The organism is Megasphaera stantonii, from assembly GCF_025567065.1.
GTDB lineage: Bacteria > Bacillota > Negativicutes > Veillonellales > Megasphaeraceae > Megasphaera > Megasphaera stantonii.
In genome coordinates this window covers 238,556-259,990 of the sequence record NZ_JAOQKD010000001.1, presented here as the reverse complement: position 1 = coordinate 259,990, position 21,435 = coordinate 238,556, and the positions used below count along the sequence as shown (strand labels likewise).

Genomic DNA, 21,435 nt, shown 5'->3' with positions numbered 1-21,435 from the left:
TGGCCTGTATAGGCTCCGCATATATGCGGGGCGTTTTGAGGTGTTGAACTTATTATCCATGGATACAGGCCGTTTGTCAAGAGGATTTTTTAGGGAATTACCAGGTTAAACGTTATAATATTTGAGTTAAACGTTAAAATTTTTAAGCTTTATTCGTAGCGCAGGGCTTCGATGGGGTCGAGGCGAGCTGCTTTGCGGGCCGGGTAAATGCCGAAGAACAGGCCGATGCCGACGGAAAAGCCAAAGGAAATGACGATAGGAGCGGCTGTGATGACCGTCGTAAACAGGCCGAGCTCGGCGATGCCCATAGCCAGGCCGACGCCGCAGGCAACGCCTAAGAGGCCGCCGATGACGCCGATGACGACTGACTCGATGAGAAACTGCATCATGATGTTGCGGAAGGTCGCTCCGAGGGCCTTGCGGATGCCGATTTCCCGCGTCCGTTCCGTGACGGATACCATCATGATATTCATGATACCGATGCCGCCGACGATGAGGGAAATGGCGGCGATGCTGCCGAGGAACAAGGTAAGCATCGTCGTCGTGTCGTTCATCGTTTCCATGAGGCTGGTCAGGTTGCGGACGGTGAAGTCGTCTTCCTTATCGCCGACGATGTGATGGCGCTGGCGGAGGAGAGATTCGACCTGGCCCTGTACGTATTCGATGCGGTCGGCGCTCGACACTTGGATGTTGATAGAGCGGATGTACGTAATGCCCATGAGGCGTTCCTGAGCCGTCGTCAGGGGGATGATGACGATGTCGTCCTGGTCGCTGCCCATAGACGACTGGCCCTTGCTTTCGAGGACGCCGACGACCTTATAGGGCTGGCCGTTGATGCGGATGTTCTTGCCGACGGGGTTCTGGGCGTCGAAGAGGTTGGCAGCGACGGTTGTGCCGATGACGGCGATGCGGTTGCGCGAGTTGACGTCAGCCTGAGTGATGAACGAGCCCGTCGATACGGACAGGTCGCGAATCTGCAGGTATTCCGGCGTGACGCCGTAGACCGACGAGTTCCAGTTCTGGTTGCCGTTGACGATTTGATACGAGCTGTTGACTGTCGGCGATACGTAGTCGATGTTCTTTATCTTTTTCTTAATGGCTTCGGCGTCTTCCAGCTTCAGACGCTGGCTGGAGCCGGCTGCCGAACGGACGCCGCCCTGGTTCGTCGAGCCCGGCGTGACGATGAGCATGTTGCTGCCCAGGCTGGCGATGGAGTCGGTGACGTTCTGGCGGACGCCCATGCCGATGGAAATCATGGCGATGACGGCGCCGACGCCGATGATGATGCCCAGCATGGTGAGGATAGAGCGGAGCTTGTTGGACAGAAGGGCCGTAATGGCGATCTGCACGCTTTCTTTAAACAACATCCATGACGACCCCCTTTCCTTCGTCCCGCGTAATCAGGCCGTCGCACATGAGGAGCTGGCGGCTGGCGCAGGCGGCGATTTCCGGCTCGTGGGTGACGAGGATGACCGTCTTATGGTCTTCGTGGAGGGATTCGAAAATCGCCATGATTTCCTTTGTCGACTTCGTGTCGAGGTTCCCTGTCGGTTCGTCGGCCATGATGATGCTCGGCTCGTTGACCAGTGCCCTGGCAATGGCTACGCGCTGGCGCTGGCCGCCGGACAGCTCGTTGGGCTTGTGGTGGGCCCACGTAGCCAGTCCTACGGCTTCGAGCTTTTTCATAGCCCGCTGGGTCCGTTCCTTATGGCCGACGCCGGCGTAGACTAAGGGCAGGGCGACGTTTTCCAGCGCTGTAATGCGCGACAGGAGGTTAAAGTTCTGGAAGACGAAGCCGATGCGCTGGTTCCGCGTGACGGCCAGCTCGTCGTCGCTCAGGTGGGCAACTTCCTTGCCGCTGAGCTTGTACGACCCTTCCGTGGGCCTGTCGAGGCAGCCGAGGATATTCATGAGCGTCGATTTCCCTGAGCCGGACGGGCCCATAAGGGCGGCGAATTCGCCTTCCTTGATGGTTAGGGTAATGCCGGCCAGAGCAGCGAAATCCTCTCCGCCGATATGATATATTTTTTTAATATCTTTTAATTCGATTACGTTTTCCATAGGTTTCTCCCTTGCGAGGATGCTACATGCGAGGCGGCGGTCCTTGACGCTGGTTTTTATTCTGGGAGCTCGTCGCCTTGGCGGCCGTGTAGGTAATGGAAATCTTGTCGCCTACGTCGAGGCCCGACAGGATTTCTACGAATTCATCGCTGTAAATGCCTGTCGTAACCGGTACCTGTTCGGTATGGCCGGCGCTGTTGACGCGCAGGACGTAGGAGCCCTTGTCGTTGGTCTTGAGGGCTGCAATGGGGACGACCATGGCGTTTTCCTTTTCCGACGTATTGATGTCTACGCGGGCCGTCATGCCGATGCGCAGCTCGTCGTTCGGGTCGTCTACGTCAAGGGTGACGTAGTAATAAATGACGCTGCCCGACGAAGACGAGGACGATGTGGTGCTGGATGTGCCCGTCGTGTTCCACGTATTGCTCGTGTCGGTCTGGGAAATCTTCGATACGCGGGCTGTAAAGGTCTTATCCATATAGGTATCGACGGTGAAGGTTGCCGTCTGGCCTACCTGGATCTGGCCGATATCCGTTTCGTCGATTTTGGCTAAAATCTGCTTCTGCGACGTGTCGGCAATGTACATGATGACCGTCGGGTTGTTGTTGCCCTGTACGGCCATGGTGCCGACGCTCTTCGGTTCGCCGACGACGATGCCGTCCATCGGGGCGGTGATGACCGTTTCAGCTACGTCTGATTCGGCTTCATTGAGCTGGCTGACAGCCGTATCGTAGTTGAATTCGGCGTTGTCCAAGGCCTGCTTCGTATCGGCTCCGACTGCGTACAGCTCCTTGGCACGGTTATATTCTCGCAGCGTATTGGTAACGCGGAACTGGGCCTGGTCGCGCTGGGCCTGATAGTCCTTTCCGTCGAGGATAGCGACAGTTTGGCCGGCTGTGACATGGTCATTTTCTTTGACCAGTATCTGACTGATACGGGCCGTGATCTTCGGCGATACTTCAACGGAATTAACTGGCTTGATCGTACCTGTCGCCGAGACTGTAGACTTCAAGTTCATGCGGACGACTTTTGCCGTTTCTACTGCCGCGGCCTGAGCTTCGGCCTGCTTGGTCTGATAGTATTGGTAGCCGCCGAACGCGCAGGCTGCGATGACGACGGCGGCGACAGCCATTTTTACCTTCTTGTTGATATTCATAGTAAATCTCCCCTGCGAATTCATTTTCTTGCTTATACAAAGTATATCATGACAGTAAAGAAAATAAGAGGCAAAATGACGATTTTAGTCGAAACTGTAACAATTCGCCTAAAATTGTAGGGAAATTGCTATAAAAAAAGGGGAATTTGCCAGGAGACGGCGGCTGCAAAGGAGGCGCTGCTTTTAGATTTGCATTGACAATGTATATCAATATAAACCTGTTATTCTAAGACGTAAAAAACGAAGCAATGCGCCTGTTGGATAAGAAACACACCGCCCTGAGATAGGACGGCGTCGGTTGCTGGAAATCATGGTTCCGGCAAGGGCGAGTAGTGGATGTGGACGATTTTCCAGCCTTCGTCCTCACGGACTAAGACCTGCGATTCCCGTCCCTGCGTATGGACGACGGAGCCGTCTTTGCGGGCTGTAGCATAGAAATCCCATTCGAATTCCAGGACGGCCGTGTCGCCGTACTGGGCGCAGCGCAGGTTCTTAGGGACTAACTCGCGTTTAGAAAAACGGGCGTCCATCGTGTCCAGGTAAAAATGCTGCGCGACCTCGGAAAAGGAATGGTCGCAGCCTGACGGGTGAATAAAGAATATGGCGCCGTCCTGCTTCCAAAGGGATTTGGCCAAGTCGATATCGCAGGTATCCACAGAACGGGCATAGGTTTGGACGAATGTTTCCATAGCTTGTGTAAACGTAGTATTTTCCATGACGATTCCTCCTTATAAACAGCATTGTCGTTATGAGAACATGATACTAGACGTGGCGGCGTTGGCAATGAATCGGAGATAGTAGTCTGAATGGACAAATGGCTCGTGATTATAGATAAAAGATGCTGACACATATTCCGAAAAAGAATTAATAATTAGCAAAAATAATTCCGGAAAAGCATTGACTAAGAGCCCGATTTGATTTATAGTATGGTCAGCAGGCGAGATGAAATGGTGATGCCTGCAGGGAGGGATGCTATGATGAAGCGATTTTCTTTTGACCAGATGATCAATGTCATGGTACCGCTGCCGTTCAGCGGAGAAGCAAACGGCGAAGGCATTTACTGCCGCGGAGAAGATTTAGCCGCCTCTATTGGAGCGCAGCCTGTGCGCGACGGAGAACCGGTTCGCCAGATGGAAAGCCGTCAATTTGATTTGACCGGCGTCTTTTGCCAGTACTGCTTTAACTAATTATGTTGCTTGTCCATACCATTTTTATCACATAAATCTTTCTATACTCTCTTTCGCGCCCTCGCCTCGTGCGGGGGCGTCTCCTTTTACGGAACCCCCGGCGGCTGCCGGCCTTATGCCTGCTGTCTGCCGGGGTTCTTTCTTAGTCGTCTATGTCGATGCGTTCGCTTTTGAAGATAACCGGCCGCGTGTTGTCGCTGCATCAGGTAATTCTTATCTTCTCGTTATTAACCTGCCGCGTATGATAGAGCCGCCCTGCAAGGCTGCGCAGGCGCAGCGGCTGACGCAGTCCCACGCTTCGGAACAGAAGTTGCCGTCCATCATGTGTCAGAAATCGTCGCGCTCGCCGTTTCGTTCTAACACAAAGGTGTCGCCACCCTTAAAGCAGGGGCAGGGCGCGGAGTTTCGGTACAGGCTATGGCGGCAAGGAACACGAAGGGGCAGTATCTCCGTATTGACAAACGGGCCGGAGTATACTATACTTGCATTTAGTTGAAATTTCAATCAAAAAAAACAAAAAGGAGGCTCGCCGATGGAATCGCTGGAATGCGACTTGCTGCGCCATATTGGGACGCTGAGCCGGTGCATCCATTCGATTATGGATGAGAAATTCAAAGCCTACGGATTTCAGCGGGGACAATTTATTTTCTTTACCCGCATCTGCGAAACGCCGGGCCTGACGCTGACCGACCTGACGCTGCAGTGCGCCGTCGACAAGGCGACGACGACCAAGGCCGTTGATAAGCTGGCCGCCGCCGGCTATGTGGAAAAACGGCGCGACAGCCGGGATGGCCGGGCATGGAACGTATACCCTGCGGAAAAGGGACTGGCTATATACGATGCGTTTATTGCCGAAGAAAACCGGCAGGCTGCGGCCTGTCTGGCCGGACTGAGCGATGAAGACAAGACGGCGGCTCTGCGGCTGGCCGCCGTCATGAGCCGGAACGCCGCCGACGAGTGGAGCCGGATGAAACGATAAGAAGGAAGACGGATGGAATGATTACATTTCGCATGGCAACGACAGAAGATATACAGGGGAGCATGGCCTTAATAGATCAGGCTAAGGCCTTTTTGAAGAACAAGGGCGTCGACCAGTGGCAGGACGGCTATCCGGAAGAACAGGATATTGCCGGCGATATTGCTGCGGAAAAGGGCTATGTCCTGACCGACGGCGACGATATGATCGCCTATTGCTGCATTGATTTCGGCGGCGAACCAGCTTATGAGGGCTTAAAAGGTCAATGGCTGGCCGACGGGCCGTACGTCGTCATTCACCGTATGGCCGTCAGCGACGCCTATAAAGGGAAAGGATTGGCAAAGCGTTTTTTTGCTGAAGCCGAAGCGATGGCAGCGGCCAAGGGCGTATATTCCGTCCGCGTGGATACAGATGAAGACAACGCGATTATGCGGGGCATTATTGCTGCGATGGGATTTACATACTGTGGGACGATTTGGTTTGCGAACAGCACGAAGATTGCTTTTCAAAAGGTGTTGCCGACGACAATATAGGAAATATGCAAACGGGCTGCCTAGGGGCAGCTCGTTTATACTATTACAGGGATTTTCCTAATTCTCTTGCTTCTTGGAGTTGTGCCGGCTTGTCGATGATGTCACCGGCAGCCATATTGCCGCCAGCGTAGACGATGCCGAGATTATTCCAGCCTAAATGATGGAGCAGGCCTTCATAAGCTGCTTTGACGGGAGCAAAATTATCTTCTGTATCGCCTTCGGCTGCCATAAGGAGAATGCAATCCTTTATAGGATTGGCATAGTTCGGATTTAATTCGGCGACGGCAAACAGGCGGTCAAAAGCACATTTTAGCTGGCCGCTGAATCCCCAGTAATACATGGGTGAAGCGAGGACAAGGATGTCGGCTGCGATATATGCAGGATAAATCTTGGACATGTCATCTTGCTGTACACAGGGATTGGCTGTGTCTGTACCGCCTCGGCAGCAGCCTAGACAGCCGTGGATATTCATGGTTTGCAAATCAAAACAGACGACGTCACAGCCAGCTTCTTTGGCGCCGTCTGTAAAGTGCTTAATGAGTTCTTTCGTATTGCCGTTTGCGCGAGGGCTTCCATTTAATATACAGATTTTTTTTTGCATTATAAAACGCCTCCTTTATTTGTATGGTATAATTATAGCAATATATATAGATAGAATGAAGTACGCACAAATATGTTAGATACTAACTAAAAGGAGAGCGTATATGATTGTAAATTATATAGAAAAAGCTAATTTTGAAGATACGGGGTTCAGCTATACGTTGTCGTTGATCAGCGGCAAATATAAAATGGTAATCTTATATTGCCTCATGGAATTCCATGTTGTCCGATACAATGAATTAAAACGATATATCAAGACAATTTCTCATAAAACACTGAGCAATGCATTGAAGGAACTCGAAAAGGACGGCCTTATCATTCGTACAGAATACCCCCAGATACCGCCGAAAGTTGAATATCGCCTGTCGAATACAGGCCTGTCGCTAATGAATATTTTAGATCAGCTTTGCATTTGGGGAGACGCTCATAAACCCAAGACGGAAAAGGCAGACGTGTAACGGGTCGGTCAGATGCGCTGCGCGGCGTATGGCAGCTTTGGTCTTAGCGATGCAGTGTTTTGTAGTATTCGCCCCATTCAGCCATCGCTTTTAAAATAGGGCTCAGGCTTCGACCTAAATCGGTCAGGCTGTATTCGACGCGAGGCGGTACCTCTGCATATACTTTTCGGCTGACCAGACCTTTTGCTTCCATGTCGCGGAGCTGAGCTGTCAAGACTTTTTGTGACACGGAGCCAATGGATTTTTTTAGTTCGCCGAAACGCTTGGTTCCGGGCAAGAGGTCACGAAGAATGAGAACTTTCCATTTGTCGCCGATCAGCATAAGCGTCGTTTCGACAGGGCAGGCTGGCAGTTGTTTTATCGGTTCCATAAAAAGGCCTCCTATTCCATAGTTTCTATTAGGTAACTACAGCACAAAAAAGTGCTTACTTTACAATATATCTCTATGGAATTATTATAATCTTGCAAGCGGAAAGTTGCAATTTTTAAGATGTGCATAGGCAGGAGGTCTTTTACGATGAAGAAAGTCATTGCGTTTTTACAGGAAAACCCCGTACAGTATTTAGCGACTATTGGCCGCGACGGTAAGGCGAAATGCCGTCCCTTCATGTTTGCCGGCGAGATGGACGGAAAGCTGTGGTTCTGCACGAACAGCACAAAGGACGTGTACAAGGATATGCAGGTCAACCCCTATGTAGAGCTGTCCGTTTCCAGCCCGTCGTACGCCTGGATTCGCCTGAGCGGCAAGGCTGTCTTTGAAAACAACATGGCGGCGAAAGACATGTGCATGGCAAATCCCATCGTCAAGGGCCAGTACGGCGACGCGTCCAATCCGATTTTCGAAGTCTTTTATTTAGCCGAAGCCCGTGCAGTCATCGCCGATTTTTCCGGCAACCCGCCTCAGGAATACGCCCTGTAAGGGTTGGCAGTATTGCAGCACATGCGTTTTATAAAATATAATACTTTGTTATAAAAAAAGGCTCGCAGCAGGAATGTCCCTCCTGCCTTCGAGCCGGTTTTGTTTGGGAAAAATAAATGGACGCAGTTATGTAATCGTACCCCTCGAATAGAGTATAATAGAACTATCTTGATACTCAGGAGGGATAGATGATGAAGACGATAGGATTTATAGGCGTAGGGATTATGGGCAAGCCCATGGCCCGGAACTTGATGAAGCGGGGATTTTCTCTGAGGGTGTTTGCCCGGACGGAAGCGAAGGCGGCGGATCTCGTCGCCGAAGGGGCCGTATTCTGCCCGACTATCGGCCAGTGCGTGCAGGGCTGCGATGTCGTCATTACGATGGTCGGTTTTCCGAAGGACGTAGAAGAGGTCTATTTCAACGCAGGCAATATTTTGGACAGCGCCGCGCCGGGGACGTATCTCATCGACATGACGACGACGAGCCCGACCCTGGCCGAAAGGATATACGCTGAAGGGAAGAAACGAGGCTTTCCTGTCCTCGACGCGCCTGTTACCGGCGGAGACACGGGTGCCATTAACGGTACCTTGTCTATCTTGGTTGGCGGAGACGAAGATGATTTCAAGGCCTGCCGGCCCTTGTTTGAAGCCATGGGTACGAATATTAATTATCAGGGGAAGGCCGGCAGCGGCCAGCACGCCAAGATGGCCAATCAAATCATGATTGCCGGCGCCTTGTCGGGTGTGTGTGAAGCTCTGGCCTACGCGAAGGCCAAGGGCCTCGACTTGGACGTGTTCCTGCGCTCCGTCGCGACGGGAGCTGCCGGCAGCGCCCAGCTCAACGCCTTCGGCGGAAAAATCGTCTGCGGCGACTATCGTCCGGGATTTTACATCAAGCATTTCATCAAGGATATGACTCTGGCAAAGAGCGAAGCCGAAGGGGAGGGACTTCATCTGGATATGCTGAGTCAGGTCCTGGCGAATTATGAAGCCTTGGCGGCGGAAGACGGGGCGAACGGCGAGCTGGGAACGCAGGGCTTAATCAAGTATTATCAGAAATAAAGGGGGACTGGCTGTGGCTTATACGATACGAAAGGGAACTGCGGCCGACGTGCCGGCTGTTGCGGCGGTGTACGACGCACTGCTGCAGTATGAGGAAGCGCATGGCACGACGACGGGCTGGCAGGCAGGCGTGTATCCGACGGCTGTCGTCGCGGAAGGAGCGGCTGCTCAGGGGACGCTGTTTGTATTGGAAGACGGCGGAGCCGTCGGCGCGGCGATGATACTCAACCATGTACAGGCGCCGGAATACGCCGCTGCTGGCTGGCAGTACGGCGCGCTGCCGGAACAGGTATTGGTTCTCCATACGCTGTGCATCTCGCCGAGAGTGGCTCGCCGTGGGTATGGACGGGCCATGGTGCAATATGCCGAAGATTGGGCTGTCCGCACGGGCTGTGCCGTCGTGCGCCTTGATACGTGGATGCATAATAGGCCGGCCCGCAGCTTGTACGAGGCTTTGGGATACCGTCTGGCCGGGGCGTCGCCGGCCAAGCTGAACGGCCTGATTCCGCTGGAGCTGGTCTTTTATGAAAAGGCGGTCGGCAGGCTATGATGGAGATAGGCAGTACGGCCCTGTCCTTGCTGCTGTGCGGCATCGGCGGCGTATTCGTCGGCTTCATCGACTCCATTGCCGGCGGCGGAGGCCTCGTATCCCTGCCCATGCTGCTGGCTATGGGGCTGCCGCCCAACCTGGCTATCGGCACGAATAAACTAGCCGCGGCCTGCGGCAATGTGGTCAGCTCGATTCAATTTATCCGGGCCGGCAAGACGAAGCTGTCCTTGGCTTGGCGCATGATTCCCCTGGCCCTGGCCGGTTCGGCTGCCGGCAGCGCCTTCATGATCTATCTTCCCGAAGACGTGCTGCGGCCCCTGCTTCTCGCCGTGCTGGCGGCGACGGCGGCCGTCGTGTTTTTCAAACGCGATATCGGGAGGAACAGCGCGTCGGAATCGGCGAAGGTATTTTCCGCCAAGATACTGGCGGCGTCCTTTGCTATCGGTGCCTACGACGGCTTTGCCGGTCCCGGCGCGGGGACCTTTATGGTCATCGTCTTTGCCATGGTAGGCTTTGATTTCGTCGTCGCCGCCGGCAACGCCAAGATATTGGCCGTCGGGACGAACTGCACGTCCTTGCTGCTGTTCATCATGTGGGACCAAATCCTGTACGAATACGCCGTCGTTCTGGCGGCCGGACTGATGATCGGCGCTTATTTCGGCTCCCGCACGGCCATACGGCGCGGTGCGCCATTTATTCGCTTCGTCATGATGGCCGTAACCATCGCCTTGATCGGCAAGCTGCTGCTGGAATACGGCCAGGCCTGTCTTCCGTAGCTTAGTTCCGTATGATATGATGAATTTTCATTGCATATCCGAAAAATTTAACCTTACAAGGAAAGAAGCTTGTAGTATGTTAAGTTTATAAAGAAATATGCGGCGCTGTGGAAATCAAAACGGCGTCGGACGGTGAAGGAGAGTGGTTCATATGGTACGATTGGCAAAGCGGATGGAAACGATGGAAGGCTCGGCGAGGATTGTGCGCCATTTATTCAGCGCCATGACCGATCCGGAGATAATTTCCTTCGGCGGCGGCGCGCCGGCCATGGAGGCCCTGCCCGTCGATATCGTGCGGGAGATTGCAAACGACGTGCTGACGAGGGACAAGCGCGGCCTGGAAGCGCTGCAATACAACAATCCTATCGGCTTGAAGGATTTGCGCGACGTCGTGGCCCGTATCCTCCTGGAACCGAAGGGCGTCCATGCCGAAGCGGACGACATCATGATCGTCAACGGCGGCTTGGAAACGATGAACCTCCTCTGTCAGGTCGTCATCGATCCGGGCGACGTCATCCTCGTCGAATCGCCGTCCTTTGTCCACTGCATCGAGATTTTTGAAATGTTTCAGGCCCACTGCGTCGCCGTGGAAACGGACGAAGACGGCATCGTGCCCGACGACGCAGAGCGGAAGATGAAGGAATACCATCCCAAGATGGTCTACGTCATTCCGACCTTCCACAACCCGACGGGCAAGACGCTGACGAGGGAGCGGCGGCAGCGGCTGGCCGAGCTGAGCAGCCAGTACGACGTGCTCATCCTGGAAGACGACCCGTACCGGGACCTGCGCTACAGCGGCGAAGAGCTGCCGCCGATCAAGGTATTCGATAAGACGGGCCATACGGTCCTGGCCAACAGCTTTTCCAAGATTTTCTCGCCAGGGTCGCGCCTGGGCTACGTCGTGGCGGCTCCGCCGATTATGGAGAGGCTCCTCGACGCCAAGACGGCGACGAACTCCCATACGTCGGCCCTGGCCCAGGTACTGTGCGCCGAGTTCTTCAAGCGGGGCTACTTCGACGAGCACTTGAAGAAAATCCGGGCGATTTACCGGGAGCGGCGCGACGTCATGATCGACAGCATCGACACTTACCTGCCGAAAGGGACGAAGCGCGTCTTCCCCGACGGCGGCCTGTTTACCTGGGTCGAGCTGCCCGGCGACATCAATACGACGGAACTGCTCCAGGAAGCGGCGGCCTATAAGGTGGCCTTCATCGCCGGCGAAGGATTTTTCGTCGAAGGAGGCGGCAAGGGGCGCAACTGCATGCGCATCAGCTTCGGCAACGTGCCGCCGGAAAAAATCCGCATCGGCATGGAGCGATTGGGACGGCTCATCGCGTCTAAAATGAAATAGGACATGATAATACCCCCTGTCTCGGCGGCGTGCCGAAGCAGGGGGTATGTGCGTTACGTGCGGTGTATGTGAAGGACGACGATTTCCGGCCGGGGACCGGTGCGGAAGGGCGTGCCCCAGAAGCCGTAGCCGCTGGTGACGACGGCCAGGAGCCGGCCGAAGCGGCGCACGCCGTAGCACAAAGTGTACATGCGGCGGGTGACGACGTTTTCCGGGAAGAACTGGCCGCCGTGGGTATGGCCGGCCAGGTACAGGTCGTACCCTTGCCGGGCTGCCGGCGCCATGCGCAGCGGCTCGTGGTCGACGGCGATGTTGAAGGCCGAGGCATCGACGGCGGGCATGGCATGGTTCGGGTAGTGGATATAGTCGCTCATGCCCGTCAGGACGATGTTCCGGCCTATAGGGTACTGCTCGTCGGCGAGAAAGCGGACGGCCGGCAGCAGGCGGGCCAGCTCGCCGACGTCGCTGTCGAAGTAGTCGTGATTGCCGTAGACGGCGTAGACGCCTAAGGGCGCGCGCAGGCCGTTTATGTACGTATAGCTTCCGTCGCGGCGGACGAAGTCCAAATGGGCGTCGATGAGGTCGCCGCCGAATAGAATGGCGTCGGCATGAACCGACTGGATGCGGCGCACCATGTTCTTGACGAACCAATGGCTCAGCAAGGGGCTGAAATGGGTGTCTGACAAGAAAGCGATCGTCGTGTCGGCTTCCACTTTGTCGGTTTCGACGGAAATATGGCGGTATACCGGCACGAGAGCCCGGTACGAGCCGACGACGAGTATCATGAGGATGCAGGCCCGTATGTACGCCGACAAGCGGGGGCCGACGGCCTGCCAGTCAAAGCCAGCGGCGGCGCAGAGCAGCCAGGCCAGGCCATACACGACGGCGCCCATAAAGGAATAGATCGTAAAGATAAGCCAGTAGCCGCCGGCCCAGGCGAAGACCTTGGCCAGCCAGAGCGGCACGGCGTGAATGGCGTTGTGGGCTAAGGAAAAGAAGAAGGGCGCAATACAGAATAGGAGAAATGCCGGCAGCGTGTCCAGCCAGGGCACAGACGCGCAGTACATGTGCCAGGCGGAGACGCTGCCGACGAGTGATAGAACGCCGATTTTCCAGAAAAAGGCGGTGCGGTTGAACATAAGACGATCCTCCTGTATGATAGTCTCGCCTTTATGATACCCTTTTCCGCCGTCCCTTTCAACGTAGTGTACGCTCCAAGGGCTTATACCCAGCCCATGAGCTGGAGGAAGTTCCAAAACAGCTTGGCCCCGTAGAAGGCGATGACGGCGCCGCAGACGACGTTGACGATCCGCAGGGCTTTGGCGTTGAATTTATGGCTGTACAGGGAAATGAAGAAGGTCAGGCCGAAGAACCAGAGAAAGGACGCCGATACGACGCCGGCCATAAAGGGCGTGGCCTGGCTCATGGACAAGGTGACGTGGAAGGCGCCGAGCATCATCGTGCCGTCTAAGATGGCCTGCGGGTTACACCAGGTGACGACGCAGGCCTTGGAAATCGTCTTGCCCAGGGGCATGGTGCGGCCGGACTGCGATACGTCGTCCTGGCGGGAGCGGATGAGATTGACGCCGATGGACATGACGATGAGGCTGCCGATGCAGAGGATGAGGGCCTGGAGCCATTCGTAGCGGTCCATGAGGGCGCCGACGCCGTAAAAGCAAGAAATCGACAGGGTCGCGTCGAAGAATAAGACGATGAGAGCTGTAAGCAGGGCCCGGCGGCGCGACGACGTCAGGGCGGCGTTGATGACGAACAGATTTTGCATGCCAATGGGGGCTACATAGGCCAATCCCATGGTCAGCCCTTGTAAAAAGAACTGCATACATATTCCTCCTTAAACCGGCCGAATCAGCGGCGGCATATAGTATTTCGCAGCGGTTATAGTGTATAATAACAGCATCGTTATCGTATCTGCTATTAGTATATCAAACCGGCTTCGCCTTTCAATGAGCCAAACCGGCAAAATTGAAGTGAGCCAAAAAAGGAGGACATCATGTATCGTATCCAGCCAGTACAGATCGACTGGAAACCAGACAAATCCGGCCCCGACGCCGTCTATGCCCAAATCGTCCGCTTCGTCTGCCAGAAGGTTGAGACGGGAGAATGGCCTGTCGGCACGCGCCTGCCGTCCCACCGGGAGCTGGCCCGCCTATTCGGCGTCAACCGCGGCACCATCGGGAAAGCCCTGGACATGTTGAATTCATACGGCCTGATCAAGGGCAACAGGGGCAACGGCACGGCCATTGCCAGCAATACCTGGTCGGTGCTGCTGCCCCATCAAGCCGACTGGGGCAGCTACGTGTCGGCAGGCTATTTCCAGGCCAATAAGACCGTCGTGCAGGAGATTAACCGGTTGGAATTTTCTCCGCAGATGGTGCGCCTCGGCACGGGCGAACTCGACCCGCGCCTCTTTCCGGCCGACATGATGAAGGAGGCATTGTCGCGCGTCGCATCATCGATAGAGTCCCTGGGCTATCCGGAGCCGCTGGGATTGGAGCGCCTGCGCAAGGCCGTGTCTCGCCATCTGGAGAAAATCGGCATCATCGCCCCGCCGTCGTCTATCCTCATCACGTCGGGAGCCTTGCAGGCCCTGCAGCTCATCTCGGCCAGCCTCCTCGAAGGCGGTTCCGTCGTGTATACGGAACGGCCGACGTACTTGAACTCCCTCCGCGTCTTTCAGTCGGCCGGGCTGCGCCTGACCGGCGTGGCCATGGACGCCCAGGGCATCAGCATGGCGTCGCTGCAGAACATCGTGCCCCTGTCGTCGGCGAAAACCGACGCCGTGCTGTACACCATTCCGACGAATCACAATCCGACGGGACGCACGATGACGGCAGACCGCCGCTATGCCCTCCTGAAATTCTGCGCCAACCGCCGCCTGCCGATCATCGAAGACGGCGCCTATCAGGACCTGTCCTTTGACGCCGCCCCGCCGCCGCTGAAAGCCATCGACAAGATAGGCACGGTCATCTACCTGGGCAGCGCTTCGAAATCCCTAGCCCCGGGCCTGCGCATCGGCTGGCTCGTCGGCCCGGAGCCCGTCGTCCAGCGATTAGGCGACGTGAAGATGCAGGTCGATTACGGCGCGAGCTCCCTGTCGCAGATGGTCATGGCCGAATTTCTCGAAAGCGGCATGTACGACGAGTACAACGTCTTTTTGCGGAACGAACTGCGCCGCCGCCGCGACGCGGCCCTCGACGTGCTGAACAAGCGCTTCCGCAGCATCGCCTCGTGGCAGGTCCCCGACGGGGGCTTCTACATCTGGCTGACCTTAAAGGAGACGATTCACATGGAATTCATCTTCCGGGCCGCCGCCAAGGAGGGCATCCTCATCAACCCCGGCGACATCTACGACTTCCGCCGCAATAACTCCCTGCGCCTGTCGTATTCCTATACGACGCCGGAAGAATTCAGGGATGCGGCCCTGAAGCTGGCCGATGTCATTGAGGGAGAACTGAAAAAGGGAATATAGAATATTTTTTAGTATGAAAGAACGGGGCTGCTGCACTATTGACGTGCGGCAGCCCCTTATTAAATATTTTTATAAATCTTTATAGAATGGAATATCATAGCATAAGTAAAAATACATATGACCTATTATTGAACCTACAGAATCTTTGGGTAGCGGAATTACGGGATTTAAAGGATAATCTGGGGGAACAGGAAAGGTTTCGGAAGAGCCATCTTTGTAGTAAATTGTTGTGAAAGTATTATTTGTTGCTATTTCTTGCTGATCATAATTGTAGAAGTAATTAGAAATATGTGTATAAATTCGGTTGGAAGAAAAATCATCAATTATACATTCACCTTGTATAATATAATATGGGGGTGAATATCTTGTCACAACGGGGGATTCCTTATTTAAATAAACTGCTTTTGTCATGTCTTCATATACTTTTACATACTTATCTTGCGTCAAATCAATCGCACCTGCATATGTGTATGACAACAGCAGTATGAATAACAGGCTAATCATAGTGGAAATACGTTTTCTCATGATACTGCACACCCCTTTGCTTTATTTCTTTTAGTATAACAGATAGATGTGCGTATCGCCAAGATAGCCAAGCAATACATCATATAGAGGAAGTTGAATTCGTTAACATATACTCTGCTAGGATTTTCAGCCCCGTTTCTATCGTGTCGAGCTCCAGCCATTCGCGGGTCGTGTGTTCATCATGGCTGCGGCAGACGCCGAAGGACAGGGCCGGGATGCCCAGGCTGAGGGGGATGTTGGCGTCGGTACTGCCGGAAATAAAGGGCGTGCCGAGGCCGTACCGTTTGCGGATGGCGGCGATGCGCCGGCATTGGGCCGAGATGTTTGCGCCGCTGCTGCAGGGCCGTTCGCCGAGGAGGGTCGTCGTAAGGGTCAGGCCGTCCCGACGGACGTCGGCGATGAGGCGCAGAAAGGCCTTGTCCAGCCGTTCCAATTCGTCGTGTGATTCAGAGCGCAGGTCGACGGTGAATTCGGCATTGGCGGCGATGGAGTTAATCGTCGTGCCGCCGCAGATGGTGCCGACGTTATACGTCGTCTTCGGAGCAGCTGGGACAGGCAGGCTGTAGAGTTTGGAAATAATAGACGCGGCGGCAGCGATGGCGCTGGTGTGTCCGAAGTGCATCCAGCTGTGGCCGCCCTGGGCTTCGATGGAGACGCGGTAGCGGCGCGACCCGACAGGAATGGCGACGACGTCGTCGAAGGTGCAGTCGACGGCGAGGGCCTCTGTAATGCGCCCCTTCCAGTCCTCCATGATGCGGCGCATGCCCTTGAGATTGCCCATGCCTTCTTCGCCGACGTTGAAGGCAAAGAGGGCTCCCTGCGGCAGGGACAGATCCAGGTCTTGAATCATGGCGATGAGGAACAGCAGTCCTGCGACGCCGGCGCTGTTGTCGCCGCACGACGGTGCAGCGAGGATATGGCCGTCTATGCGGGGCGTCAAATCCGTAGGGCTTTCGAATACGGTGTCCATATGGGCGCTGTACAGCGGAAAGGCCGTCTGCCCCTCGATTTGGCAGGGGCAGAGGACGTTTCCCGCCTCGTCGATGTAGGCCTGCCCTTGGCCTAGGTCGTGCAGATATTTCAGCACCCAGGCGGCTTTTTTGCCCTCCTGCCCCGTCGGCGAGGGAATGGTGATAATCTGGCGCAGCAATTCTGTGAATTGAGAATGGCGGCTGCGGATATAGGTATTGATTGGTTCTAATATAGAGGAATGCATGAATTTCATCTCCTTGCCATGCCAATAGGCTGCCCTGTTTATCTCAATATCATGGGGCAGCCAAAGAAAAACATCAGGAACGGCTTCACGTACCTGATGTTTTTTTATACAATTACTCTGCTGCCGGCGCAGGCTGGGCGGCGGCAATGGCCTGGATGGTTTCTATTGGCAGGTTCATGATGCGGGCGATCAGTTCATGGGACAGGCCTTCCTGGAGCATCGTCGCTACGGTTTGTTCCGTCAGCCGTTTCCGTTCCTCCAGCCGACCTTCTTCTCGACCTTCGGCCCGTCCTTCTTCCCGGCCCTCGGCTAAGCCCTCGGCCCTGCCTTCTTCGAGGCCTTTCTGCCAGCCTTCGGTCCGGCTTTTTTCGATATTGTGCATCATAGAAATATAGTCGCGCCGCGCTTTTTCCTGAATTTCGTATTTCCGGCGCAGCTTTTCATCCTGCGTGAAATACATTTCGCATTTCATCGCTTCTTTGATGGCCGGTTCGCTCATAGCCAGCACCTCCCGTTCTTCGTCGCTGCATTGGTGGGAAAAATAGGCGATCCAGCGCTCTGATTTCCGCAGCTTGCGGATGTCGCCGATGCGGATTTTTTCCAGCTCGATAAAGTGCATTTCTAAATCGTCGATGAGGATGTCCTTTGTTTCATCGTTGCAGATATGGTATGAATGATGGCATGTCGTGTATTGGGCAAAGGCGTTGAAATCCATCAGGTTGATGGAAATTGCCGGCATGAGCTTGTCATAGGGCTCGCCTTCGCGGAGCTCGCTGCCGTACATTTTTGCCCAATAGTAGAGGGAACGGCGGGCCATGTCCGGATCTTTGCAGACCTGTACTTCGATATTGACCTGCGTGCCGTCGTTCATTTTCGCCCGGATATCCAGGACAGATACCTTGCCGTCCTGCATGATGGGGGTCATTTCCTTGTCTAAGAATTCTAAATCGATGAATAGCATATCGTCGGTCCGGTTCAGGATTCCGTTGATAAAACTCAGCGTCAGGAATTTCTTTTTTGTATCGCCGAGGAGATATTTGAAAAATACGTCGTTTAGCCGGTTTAATTGCTGCGCCATAGCCGCCTCCTTTTTTACTGTTCTTACTTGTATTGTATCACGATTTGCCTTTATGCCATAGGGAGAAGGACGTTATATTATGAGCTGGAGGCATAGAAAAACTCGCTGCGGCGAGGTGTGCCGCAGCGAGCTGATAGGATTAGCCCAATATCTTTTTCAAGTCTTCTTCCGGTGTGGAAATGGGGGTGATGTTGTAGTTTTCTACGAGGAAGTTCAGGACATTCGGCGATACGAAGGCCGGCAGCGTCGGGCCGAGGTAAATGTTCTTGAGTCCAAGGTACAGGAGCGTGAGGAGAATGCAGACGGCCTTCTGCTCGTACCAGGAGAGAACCAAGGTGAGAGGCAGGTCGTTGACGCCGCAGCCAAAGGCTTCTGACAGGGCGACTGCTACTTTGATGGCACTGTAGGCGTCGTTGCACTGGCCCATATCCATGATGCGGGGCAGGCCGCCGATAGTGCCGAGGTCGAGGTCGTTGAAGCGGTATTTGCCGCAGGCCAAGGTCAGGATGACCGTGTCAGCCGGAGTCTGTTTGACAAAGTCCGTATAGTAATTGCGGCCCGGACGGGCGCCGTCGCAGCCGCCGACGAGGAAGAAGTGTTTAATGGCGCCGCCTTTGACTGCGTCGATGACTTTGTCGGCGACAGAAAGAACTGTGCCGTGACCGAAGCCGGTCATGACCGTCGTGCCGCCGTTGATGCCCGTGAAATGCTGTTCTTCGCTGTATCCGCCCAGGGCCAGGGCCTTTTCGATGACCGGCGTAAAGTCCTTATCTTCGCCGATGTGGACGAGACCGGGGTAGGAGACGACTTCCGTCGTGAAGACGCGGTCGCTGTACGAGCTGCGGGGCGGCATGAGGCAGTTTGTCGTGAACAGAATAGCGCCGGGAACGTTGTCAAATTCCTTCTGCTGATTCTGCCAGGCTGTGCCGAAGTTGCCCTTCAAATGGCCGTATTTCTTGAGCAGGGGATAGCCGTGGGCCGGCAGCATTTCGCCGTGGGTATAGATGTTGATGCCTTTTCCTTCGGTCTGCTTCAGGAGCAGTTCCAAATCCTTCAGGTCGTGGCCTGTTACGATGATAAAGGGGCCCTTTTCAATCGTCAGGGGAACCGTCGTCGGCGTCGGCGTGCCGTACGCCGTCGTGTTGGCTTCGTCGAGGAGAGCCATGCAGGTCAGGTTAACCTTGCCCGTTTCCATGACGATGGGCAGGAGTTCATCCATGCCCCAGTCTTCGCCGAGGGCAGCCAATCCCTTCAAGAAGAAGGCGTCGACCTCTTCGCTGCTTCGGCCCAGCATGAGGGCATGATAGGCGTAGGCTGCCATGCCGCGCAGGCCGAAGAGGATGAGAGATTTCAGGGAGCGGATATCTTCGTCGGCTTTCCAAATCTGACGGACGTCATAGTCGCCGGCCTGTCCGCCGAGGGCCGCTTTTTCCGCACGCACTCTATCTATCATGATCTGAATAGTTGATTCGTCGAAGTTGACGTTAGTAATCGTTGTAAATAAAGCTTCCAGCACGAGGCGGTGCGTCTGGGCTGTCGGAGCATTTGTCTGACAGACGCGGGCCAGGCCGATGAGGGCGCTGGTCAGTTCATCCTGCAAATCTGCTGCGGCAGCCGATTTGCCGCATACGCCGGCGCAGCCCGTGCAGCCAGTGCCTCTCATCGTTTGCTCACATTGAAAACAGAACATTTTATTTTCCATAGTAAAGACCTCCTTTGGAACGATACTCATTTCAGTTGATATACTAAGTATAGTGGCAAAGGAGGTATCTGTCTGTTGTAAATACAACGGATTTGCAATATTGCAGTTTTTTTGTATGAATTAATCGCTGTGGATATGATCCAGCATGGACTGGATGAAGGACAGCATCTGCTGCCGGTCGTCCCGTGAGAGGCCCGCTAAGACGGCGCTGCGGTGATTGCCGGCGGCCTGGGCTGCCAGGGGGTACAGCTCCCGGCCCTTTTCTGTGAGGGAAATGCGTTTTTCCCGTTTGTCCTGGCTGCTCGTCCGCACGATGAGTCCTTTCTGCTCCATCTTGCTCAGGGTCTTGGAAATGGCCGCCCCTTCGATTTCCAAGGCTGCGGCGATGTCCGATTGGGGAAAGGAGTCGTGCTTGGCGACGAAGTTGAGGACGGTCCACTCGGAGCTGTACAGGCCGAGGGGCTTCATGACCTCGTTGACGCCTTTCGTAAAGGCTCGGACCGTGACGTGAAGCTGCCGTATTAATGCGTCGTCTAACTGTGTATCAGCCATGAGCGGAATCCTCCTGATGCACCATCAGCTTGCGGGCTGCCGACGGCTTATAGAAATGCTGGCCTAAGAAAGCGGCTAAGAACAATACCATAGCGACTAGGACATAGTAAAACATGTTGACGTAGCCGATGACGCCGGCGACGCCGCCGAGGACGATAATGCCGCCGCTGGTGCCGACGTCCAGCATGTTGTAGTAGGTAGCGCTGGCGCTGCTGCGGCGTTCCGGCGCGACGGAGTTAAACAGCCAGGTCATAAGGGACGGCATGATGAGTCCTGCGCCGGTGCCGTAAAAGACGGCGGCAATCATGAGGGCCGTAAAGGAAGTAGCGTTGATGATGACGACCAGGCCGACGGTGTAGGAGACGATACCCGGCAGCAGTACCCAGAAGGGCCCCTTGCTGTCGTAGACCCGGCCGCCGAAGGTACGGGTCAGAAAGACGAATACCGTACCGACGACGAAGAAGAAGCCTGAGTTGGGAATATGGACTTCTTGGGCCAGCAGGGCGATGAAGGTATTGACGCAGCCGTAGGCCAGGCCAAAGAGCATCGTAAAGAAGGAGGGAAACCCCGTGCCGGCTTCGAAGAAACGGCTCCGCCACGGTACCTTTACCTTCGGCGCGCGGCGGGAGCGGCGGACGGCGCTGGCTGATTCGCTGCAGAACACGGTGCAGCCGACGGCCAAGGCGGCGGCGATGGTGGAAAAGGCAAAGAGGAAATCGGAGCTGAAATCAGTAAGAAGCATGACGCCCAGAGCCGGGGCGATGCCCATAGAAATGGTGTTGCCTAACCCGAAATAGCCGACACCTTCGCCGCGCCGCGACGAGGGGATGATGTCGACGGCCAGGGCGGCGGCAAAGGTCGTGCCCAGGCCGAAGCCCAGCCCTTGTACGACACGGGCAATCAGCAGCATGTGGATGGATGTGAAGAAGGCGTAGGCTACTGTCGAAATGAGGGAGAAAAACAGGCCCAGGTATAAGCATTTTTTCTTGCCCAGCAGCTTGACAAAATCATCCGTAAAGAAGCGGATGAAGATGGCCGACACGCCGAAGATGCCGGAAATCAGGCCGATTTCCGCGCCCGACGCGCCTAAGGACGCCACGTACAGGGGCAGCGTCGGCAATAAGCAGTGGAAGCTGGCAAATAACAGGCCGTTGGCAATAATGATAGCAAAAAAACGTCTTGTCCATAACGGAGCTTTCGTCATGAAATCATATCCTTTCTGAAAAAAATAGATAACTAGTTAA

24 protein-coding genes are annotated in these 21,435 nt (G+C 54.9%); 10 read left to right on the top strand and 14 right to left on the bottom strand.

Annotated features, from left to right (window positions below; all coding sequences use genetic code 11):
* Positions 1-149 precede the first annotated feature (149 nt).
* The 4 genes from OCV58_RS01190 to OCV58_RS01175 form a co-directional block, all read right to left on the bottom strand.
* Positions 150-1,367, bottom strand: a complete 1,218-nt coding sequence (locus OCV58_RS01190) for an ABC transporter permease (protein WP_087477947.1) — start codon at positions 1,365-1,367, stop codon at positions 150-152.
* Complete coding sequence (locus OCV58_RS01185) at positions 1,357-2,061, bottom strand: ABC transporter ATP-binding protein (protein WP_087477948.1); 705 nt, start codon at positions 2,059-2,061, stop codon at positions 1,357-1,359. Before OCV58_RS01185 ends, OCV58_RS01190 begins: the two co-directional genes overlap by 11 nt.
* Positions 2,062-2,083: 22 nt before the next feature.
* On the bottom strand, positions 2,084-3,217 hold the full coding sequence (locus tag OCV58_RS01180; protein WP_087477949.1) for an efflux RND transporter periplasmic adaptor subunit: 1,134 nt from the start codon (positions 3,215-3,217) through the stop codon (positions 2,084-2,086).
* A gap of 308 nt (positions 3,218-3,525) precedes the next feature.
* Complete coding sequence (locus OCV58_RS01175; protein ID WP_154876640.1) at positions 3,526-3,933, bottom strand: YybH family protein; 408 nt, start codon at positions 3,931-3,933, stop codon at positions 3,526-3,528.
* Between the two features lie 258 nt (positions 3,934-4,191).
* Between OCV58_RS01175 and OCV58_RS01170 the strand changes: the two genes are divergently transcribed.
* The 3 genes from OCV58_RS01170 to OCV58_RS01160 all read left to right on the top strand — a co-directional run bounded on the left by OCV58_RS01170 (position 4,192) and on the right by OCV58_RS01160 (position 5,913).
* Complete coding sequence (locus OCV58_RS01170; protein WP_087477951.1) at positions 4,192-4,404, top strand: hypothetical protein; 213 nt, start codon at positions 4,192-4,194, stop codon at positions 4,402-4,404.
* 532 nt (positions 4,405-4,936) lie between these two features.
* The gene (locus tag OCV58_RS01165) at positions 4,937-5,383 is read left to right on the top strand and encodes a MarR family winged helix-turn-helix transcriptional regulator (RefSeq protein WP_154876639.1); all 447 of its coding nucleotides are present in this window, start codon (positions 4,937-4,939) and stop codon (positions 5,381-5,383) included.
* 17 nt (positions 5,384-5,400) lie between these two features.
* The gene (locus OCV58_RS01160; RefSeq protein WP_154876638.1) at positions 5,401-5,913 is read left to right on the top strand and encodes a GNAT family N-acetyltransferase; all 513 of its coding nucleotides are present in this window, start codon (positions 5,401-5,403) and stop codon (positions 5,911-5,913) included.
* A 43-nt stretch (positions 5,914-5,956) separates the two neighbouring features.
* Here OCV58_RS01160 and OCV58_RS01155 read toward each other — a convergent pair whose 3' ends face one another.
* Positions 5,957-6,514, bottom strand: coding sequence for a flavodoxin family protein (locus OCV58_RS01155; protein ID WP_087477954.1), 558 nt, complete (start codon positions 6,512-6,514; stop codon positions 5,957-5,959).
* Positions 6,515-6,617: 103 nt separating this feature from the next.
* Here OCV58_RS01155 and OCV58_RS01150 point away from each other — a divergent pair, with 103 nt between their 5' ends.
* Entirely contained in the window at positions 6,618-6,971 is a 354-nt protein-coding gene (locus OCV58_RS01150; RefSeq protein WP_087477955.1) for a winged helix-turn-helix transcriptional regulator, read from the top strand.
* Between the two features lie 43 nt (positions 6,972-7,014).
* Here the strand turns inward: OCV58_RS01150 and OCV58_RS01145 are convergent, their stop codons facing one another.
* Positions 7,015-7,341 carry a winged helix-turn-helix transcriptional regulator gene (locus OCV58_RS01145; RefSeq protein ID WP_087477956.1) on the bottom strand — a complete coding sequence of 109 codons (327 nt, stop codon included), beginning with the start codon at positions 7,339-7,341 and terminating at the stop codon, positions 7,015-7,017.
* 147 nt (positions 7,342-7,488) lie between these two features.
* Here OCV58_RS01145 and OCV58_RS01140 point away from each other — a divergent pair, with 147 nt between their 5' ends.
* The 5 genes from OCV58_RS01140 to OCV58_RS01120 all read left to right on the top strand — a co-directional run bounded on the left by OCV58_RS01140 (position 7,489) and on the right by OCV58_RS01120 (position 11,628).
* Positions 7,489-7,890 carry a pyridoxamine 5'-phosphate oxidase family protein gene (locus OCV58_RS01140; protein ID WP_154876637.1) on the top strand — a complete coding sequence of 134 codons (402 nt, stop codon included), beginning with the start codon at positions 7,489-7,491 and terminating at the stop codon, positions 7,888-7,890.
* Between the two features lie 188 nt (positions 7,891-8,078).
* Complete coding sequence (locus OCV58_RS01135; RefSeq protein ID WP_267312737.1) at positions 8,079-8,951, top strand: NAD(P)-dependent oxidoreductase; 873 nt, start codon at positions 8,079-8,081, stop codon at positions 8,949-8,951.
* 13 nt (positions 8,952-8,964) lie between these two features.
* On the top strand, positions 8,965-9,501 hold the full coding sequence (locus tag OCV58_RS01130; protein ID WP_267312736.1) for a GNAT family N-acetyltransferase: 537 nt from the start codon (positions 8,965-8,967) through the stop codon (positions 9,499-9,501).
* The gene (locus OCV58_RS01125) at positions 9,498-10,277 is read left to right on the top strand and encodes a sulfite exporter TauE/SafE family protein (protein WP_154876635.1); all 780 of its coding nucleotides are present in this window, start codon (positions 9,498-9,500) and stop codon (positions 10,275-10,277) included. The genes OCV58_RS01130 and OCV58_RS01125 overlap by 4 nt, the downstream gene beginning before the upstream one ends.
* Before the next feature lie 151 nt (positions 10,278-10,428).
* Positions 10,429-11,628 (top strand): aminotransferase-like domain-containing protein, encoded by a 1,200-nt coding sequence (locus OCV58_RS01120; RefSeq protein ID WP_154876634.1) that lies wholly within the window; start codon positions 10,429-10,431, stop codon positions 11,626-11,628.
* Between the two features lie 53 nt (positions 11,629-11,681).
* Here OCV58_RS01120 and OCV58_RS01115 read toward each other — a convergent pair whose 3' ends face one another.
* Together OCV58_RS01115 and OCV58_RS01110 are read right to left on the bottom strand one after the other, a co-directional pair.
* Positions 11,682-12,767, bottom strand: a complete 1,086-nt coding sequence (locus OCV58_RS01115) for a metallophosphoesterase (RefSeq protein WP_154876633.1) — start codon at positions 12,765-12,767, stop codon at positions 11,682-11,684.
* 83 nt (positions 12,768-12,850) lie between these two features.
* Positions 12,851-13,468 carry a LysE/ArgO family amino acid transporter gene (locus tag OCV58_RS01110; protein ID WP_087477962.1) on the bottom strand — a complete coding sequence of 206 codons (618 nt, stop codon included), beginning with the start codon at positions 13,466-13,468 and terminating at the stop codon, positions 12,851-12,853.
* 171 nt (positions 13,469-13,639) lie between these two features.
* Between OCV58_RS01110 and OCV58_RS01105 the strand changes: the two genes are divergently transcribed.
* Complete coding sequence (locus tag OCV58_RS01105; RefSeq protein WP_154876632.1) at positions 13,640-15,118, top strand: aminotransferase-like domain-containing protein; 1,479 nt, start codon at positions 13,640-13,642, stop codon at positions 15,116-15,118.
* Between the two features lie 69 nt (positions 15,119-15,187).
* Here the strand turns inward: OCV58_RS01105 and OCV58_RS01100 are convergent, their stop codons facing one another.
* From OCV58_RS01100 to OCV58_RS01075, 6 genes are all read right to left on the bottom strand, one after another.
* Complete coding sequence (locus OCV58_RS01100; RefSeq protein ID WP_154876631.1) at positions 15,188-15,643, bottom strand: hypothetical protein; 456 nt, start codon at positions 15,641-15,643, stop codon at positions 15,188-15,190.
* A gap of 79 nt (positions 15,644-15,722) precedes the next feature.
* Entirely contained in the window at positions 15,723-16,859 is a 1,137-nt protein-coding gene (locus OCV58_RS01095; RefSeq protein ID WP_154876630.1) for a M20/M25/M40 family metallo-hydrolase, read from the bottom strand.
* Positions 16,860-16,971: 112 nt separating this feature from the next.
* On the bottom strand, positions 16,972-17,937 hold the full coding sequence (locus OCV58_RS01090) for an Rpn family recombination-promoting nuclease/putative transposase (RefSeq protein ID WP_154876629.1): 966 nt from the start codon (positions 17,935-17,937) through the stop codon (positions 16,972-16,974).
* Between the two features lie 139 nt (positions 17,938-18,076).
* Positions 18,077-19,639 (bottom strand): hydroxylamine reductase, encoded by a 1,563-nt coding sequence (hcp, locus tag OCV58_RS01085; RefSeq protein WP_107195412.1) that lies wholly within the window; start codon positions 19,637-19,639, stop codon positions 18,077-18,079.
* A gap of 120 nt (positions 19,640-19,759) precedes the next feature.
* On the bottom strand, positions 19,760-20,191 hold the full coding sequence (locus OCV58_RS01080; RefSeq protein WP_154876628.1) for a MarR family winged helix-turn-helix transcriptional regulator: 432 nt from the start codon (positions 20,189-20,191) through the stop codon (positions 19,760-19,762).
* Complete coding sequence (locus OCV58_RS01075; RefSeq protein WP_154876627.1) at positions 20,184-21,395, bottom strand: MFS transporter; 1,212 nt, start codon at positions 21,393-21,395, stop codon at positions 20,184-20,186. The genes OCV58_RS01080 and OCV58_RS01075 overlap by 8 nt, the downstream gene beginning before the upstream one ends.
* Between the last annotated feature and the right edge of the window lie 40 nt (positions 21,396-21,435).

Excerpts from the sequence above, each read along its gene's own strand:
- OCV58_RS01190 (WP_087477947.1), bottom strand. The coding sequence starts at position 1,367 with ATGTTGTTTAAAGAAAGCGTGCAGATCGCCATTACGGCCCTTCTGTCC.
- OCV58_RS01185 (WP_087477948.1), bottom strand. The coding sequence starts at position 2,061 with ATGGAAAACGTAATCGAATTAAAAGATATTAAAAAAATATATCATATC.
- OCV58_RS01180 (WP_087477949.1), bottom strand. The coding sequence starts at position 3,217 with ATGAATATCAACAAGAAGGTAAAAATGGCTGTCGCCGCCGTCGTCATC.
- OCV58_RS01175 (WP_154876640.1), bottom strand. The coding sequence starts at position 3,933 with ATGGAAAATACTACGTTTACACAAGCTATGGAAACATTCGTCCAAACC.
- OCV58_RS01170 (WP_087477951.1), top strand. The coding sequence starts at position 4,192 with ATGATGAAGCGATTTTCTTTTGACCAGATGATCAATGTCATGGTACCG.
- OCV58_RS01165 (WP_154876639.1), top strand. The coding sequence starts at position 4,937 with ATGGAATCGCTGGAATGCGACTTGCTGCGCCATATTGGGACGCTGAGC.
- OCV58_RS01160 (WP_154876638.1), top strand. The coding sequence starts at position 5,401 with ATGATTACATTTCGCATGGCAACGACAGAAGATATACAGGGGAGCATG.
- OCV58_RS01155 (WP_087477954.1), bottom strand. The coding sequence starts at position 6,514 with ATGCAAAAAAAAATCTGTATATTAAATGGAAGCCCTCGCGCAAACGGC.
- OCV58_RS01150 (WP_087477955.1), top strand. The coding sequence starts at position 6,618 with ATGATTGTAAATTATATAGAAAAAGCTAATTTTGAAGATACGGGGTTC.
- OCV58_RS01145 (WP_087477956.1), bottom strand. The coding sequence starts at position 7,341 with ATGGAACCGATAAAACAACTGCCAGCCTGCCCTGTCGAAACGACGCTT.
- OCV58_RS01140 (WP_154876637.1), top strand. The coding sequence starts at position 7,489 with ATGAAGAAAGTCATTGCGTTTTTACAGGAAAACCCCGTACAGTATTTA.
- OCV58_RS01135 (WP_267312737.1), top strand. The coding sequence starts at position 8,079 with ATGATGAAGACGATAGGATTTATAGGCGTAGGGATTATGGGCAAGCCC.
- OCV58_RS01125 (WP_154876635.1), top strand. The coding sequence starts at position 9,498 with ATGATGGAGATAGGCAGTACGGCCCTGTCCTTGCTGCTGTGCGGCATC.
- OCV58_RS01120 (WP_154876634.1), top strand. The coding sequence starts at position 10,429 with ATGGTACGATTGGCAAAGCGGATGGAAACGATGGAAGGCTCGGCGAGG.
- OCV58_RS01115 (WP_154876633.1), bottom strand. The coding sequence starts at position 12,767 with ATGTTCAACCGCACCGCCTTTTTCTGGAAAATCGGCGTTCTATCACTC.
- OCV58_RS01110 (WP_087477962.1), bottom strand. The coding sequence starts at position 13,468 with ATGCAGTTCTTTTTACAAGGGCTGACCATGGGATTGGCCTATGTAGCC.
- OCV58_RS01105 (WP_154876632.1), top strand. The coding sequence starts at position 13,640 with ATGTATCGTATCCAGCCAGTACAGATCGACTGGAAACCAGACAAATCC.
- OCV58_RS01100 (WP_154876631.1), bottom strand. The coding sequence starts at position 15,643 with ATGAGAAAACGTATTTCCACTATGATTAGCCTGTTATTCATACTGCTG.
- OCV58_RS01095 (WP_154876630.1), bottom strand. The coding sequence starts at position 16,859 with ATGCATTCCTCTATATTAGAACCAATCAATACCTATATCCGCAGCCGC.
- OCV58_RS01090 (WP_154876629.1), bottom strand. The coding sequence starts at position 17,937 with ATGGCGCAGCAATTAAACCGGCTAAACGACGTATTTTTCAAATATCTC.
- hcp (WP_107195412.1), bottom strand. The coding sequence starts at position 19,639 with ATGGAAAATAAAATGTTCTGTTTTCAATGTGAGCAAACGATGAGAGGC.
- OCV58_RS01080 (WP_154876628.1), bottom strand. The coding sequence starts at position 20,191 with ATGGCTGATACACAGTTAGACGACGCATTAATACGGCAGCTTCACGTC.
- OCV58_RS01075 (WP_154876627.1), bottom strand. The coding sequence starts at position 21,395 with ATGACGAAAGCTCCGTTATGGACAAGACGTTTTTTTGCTATCATTATT.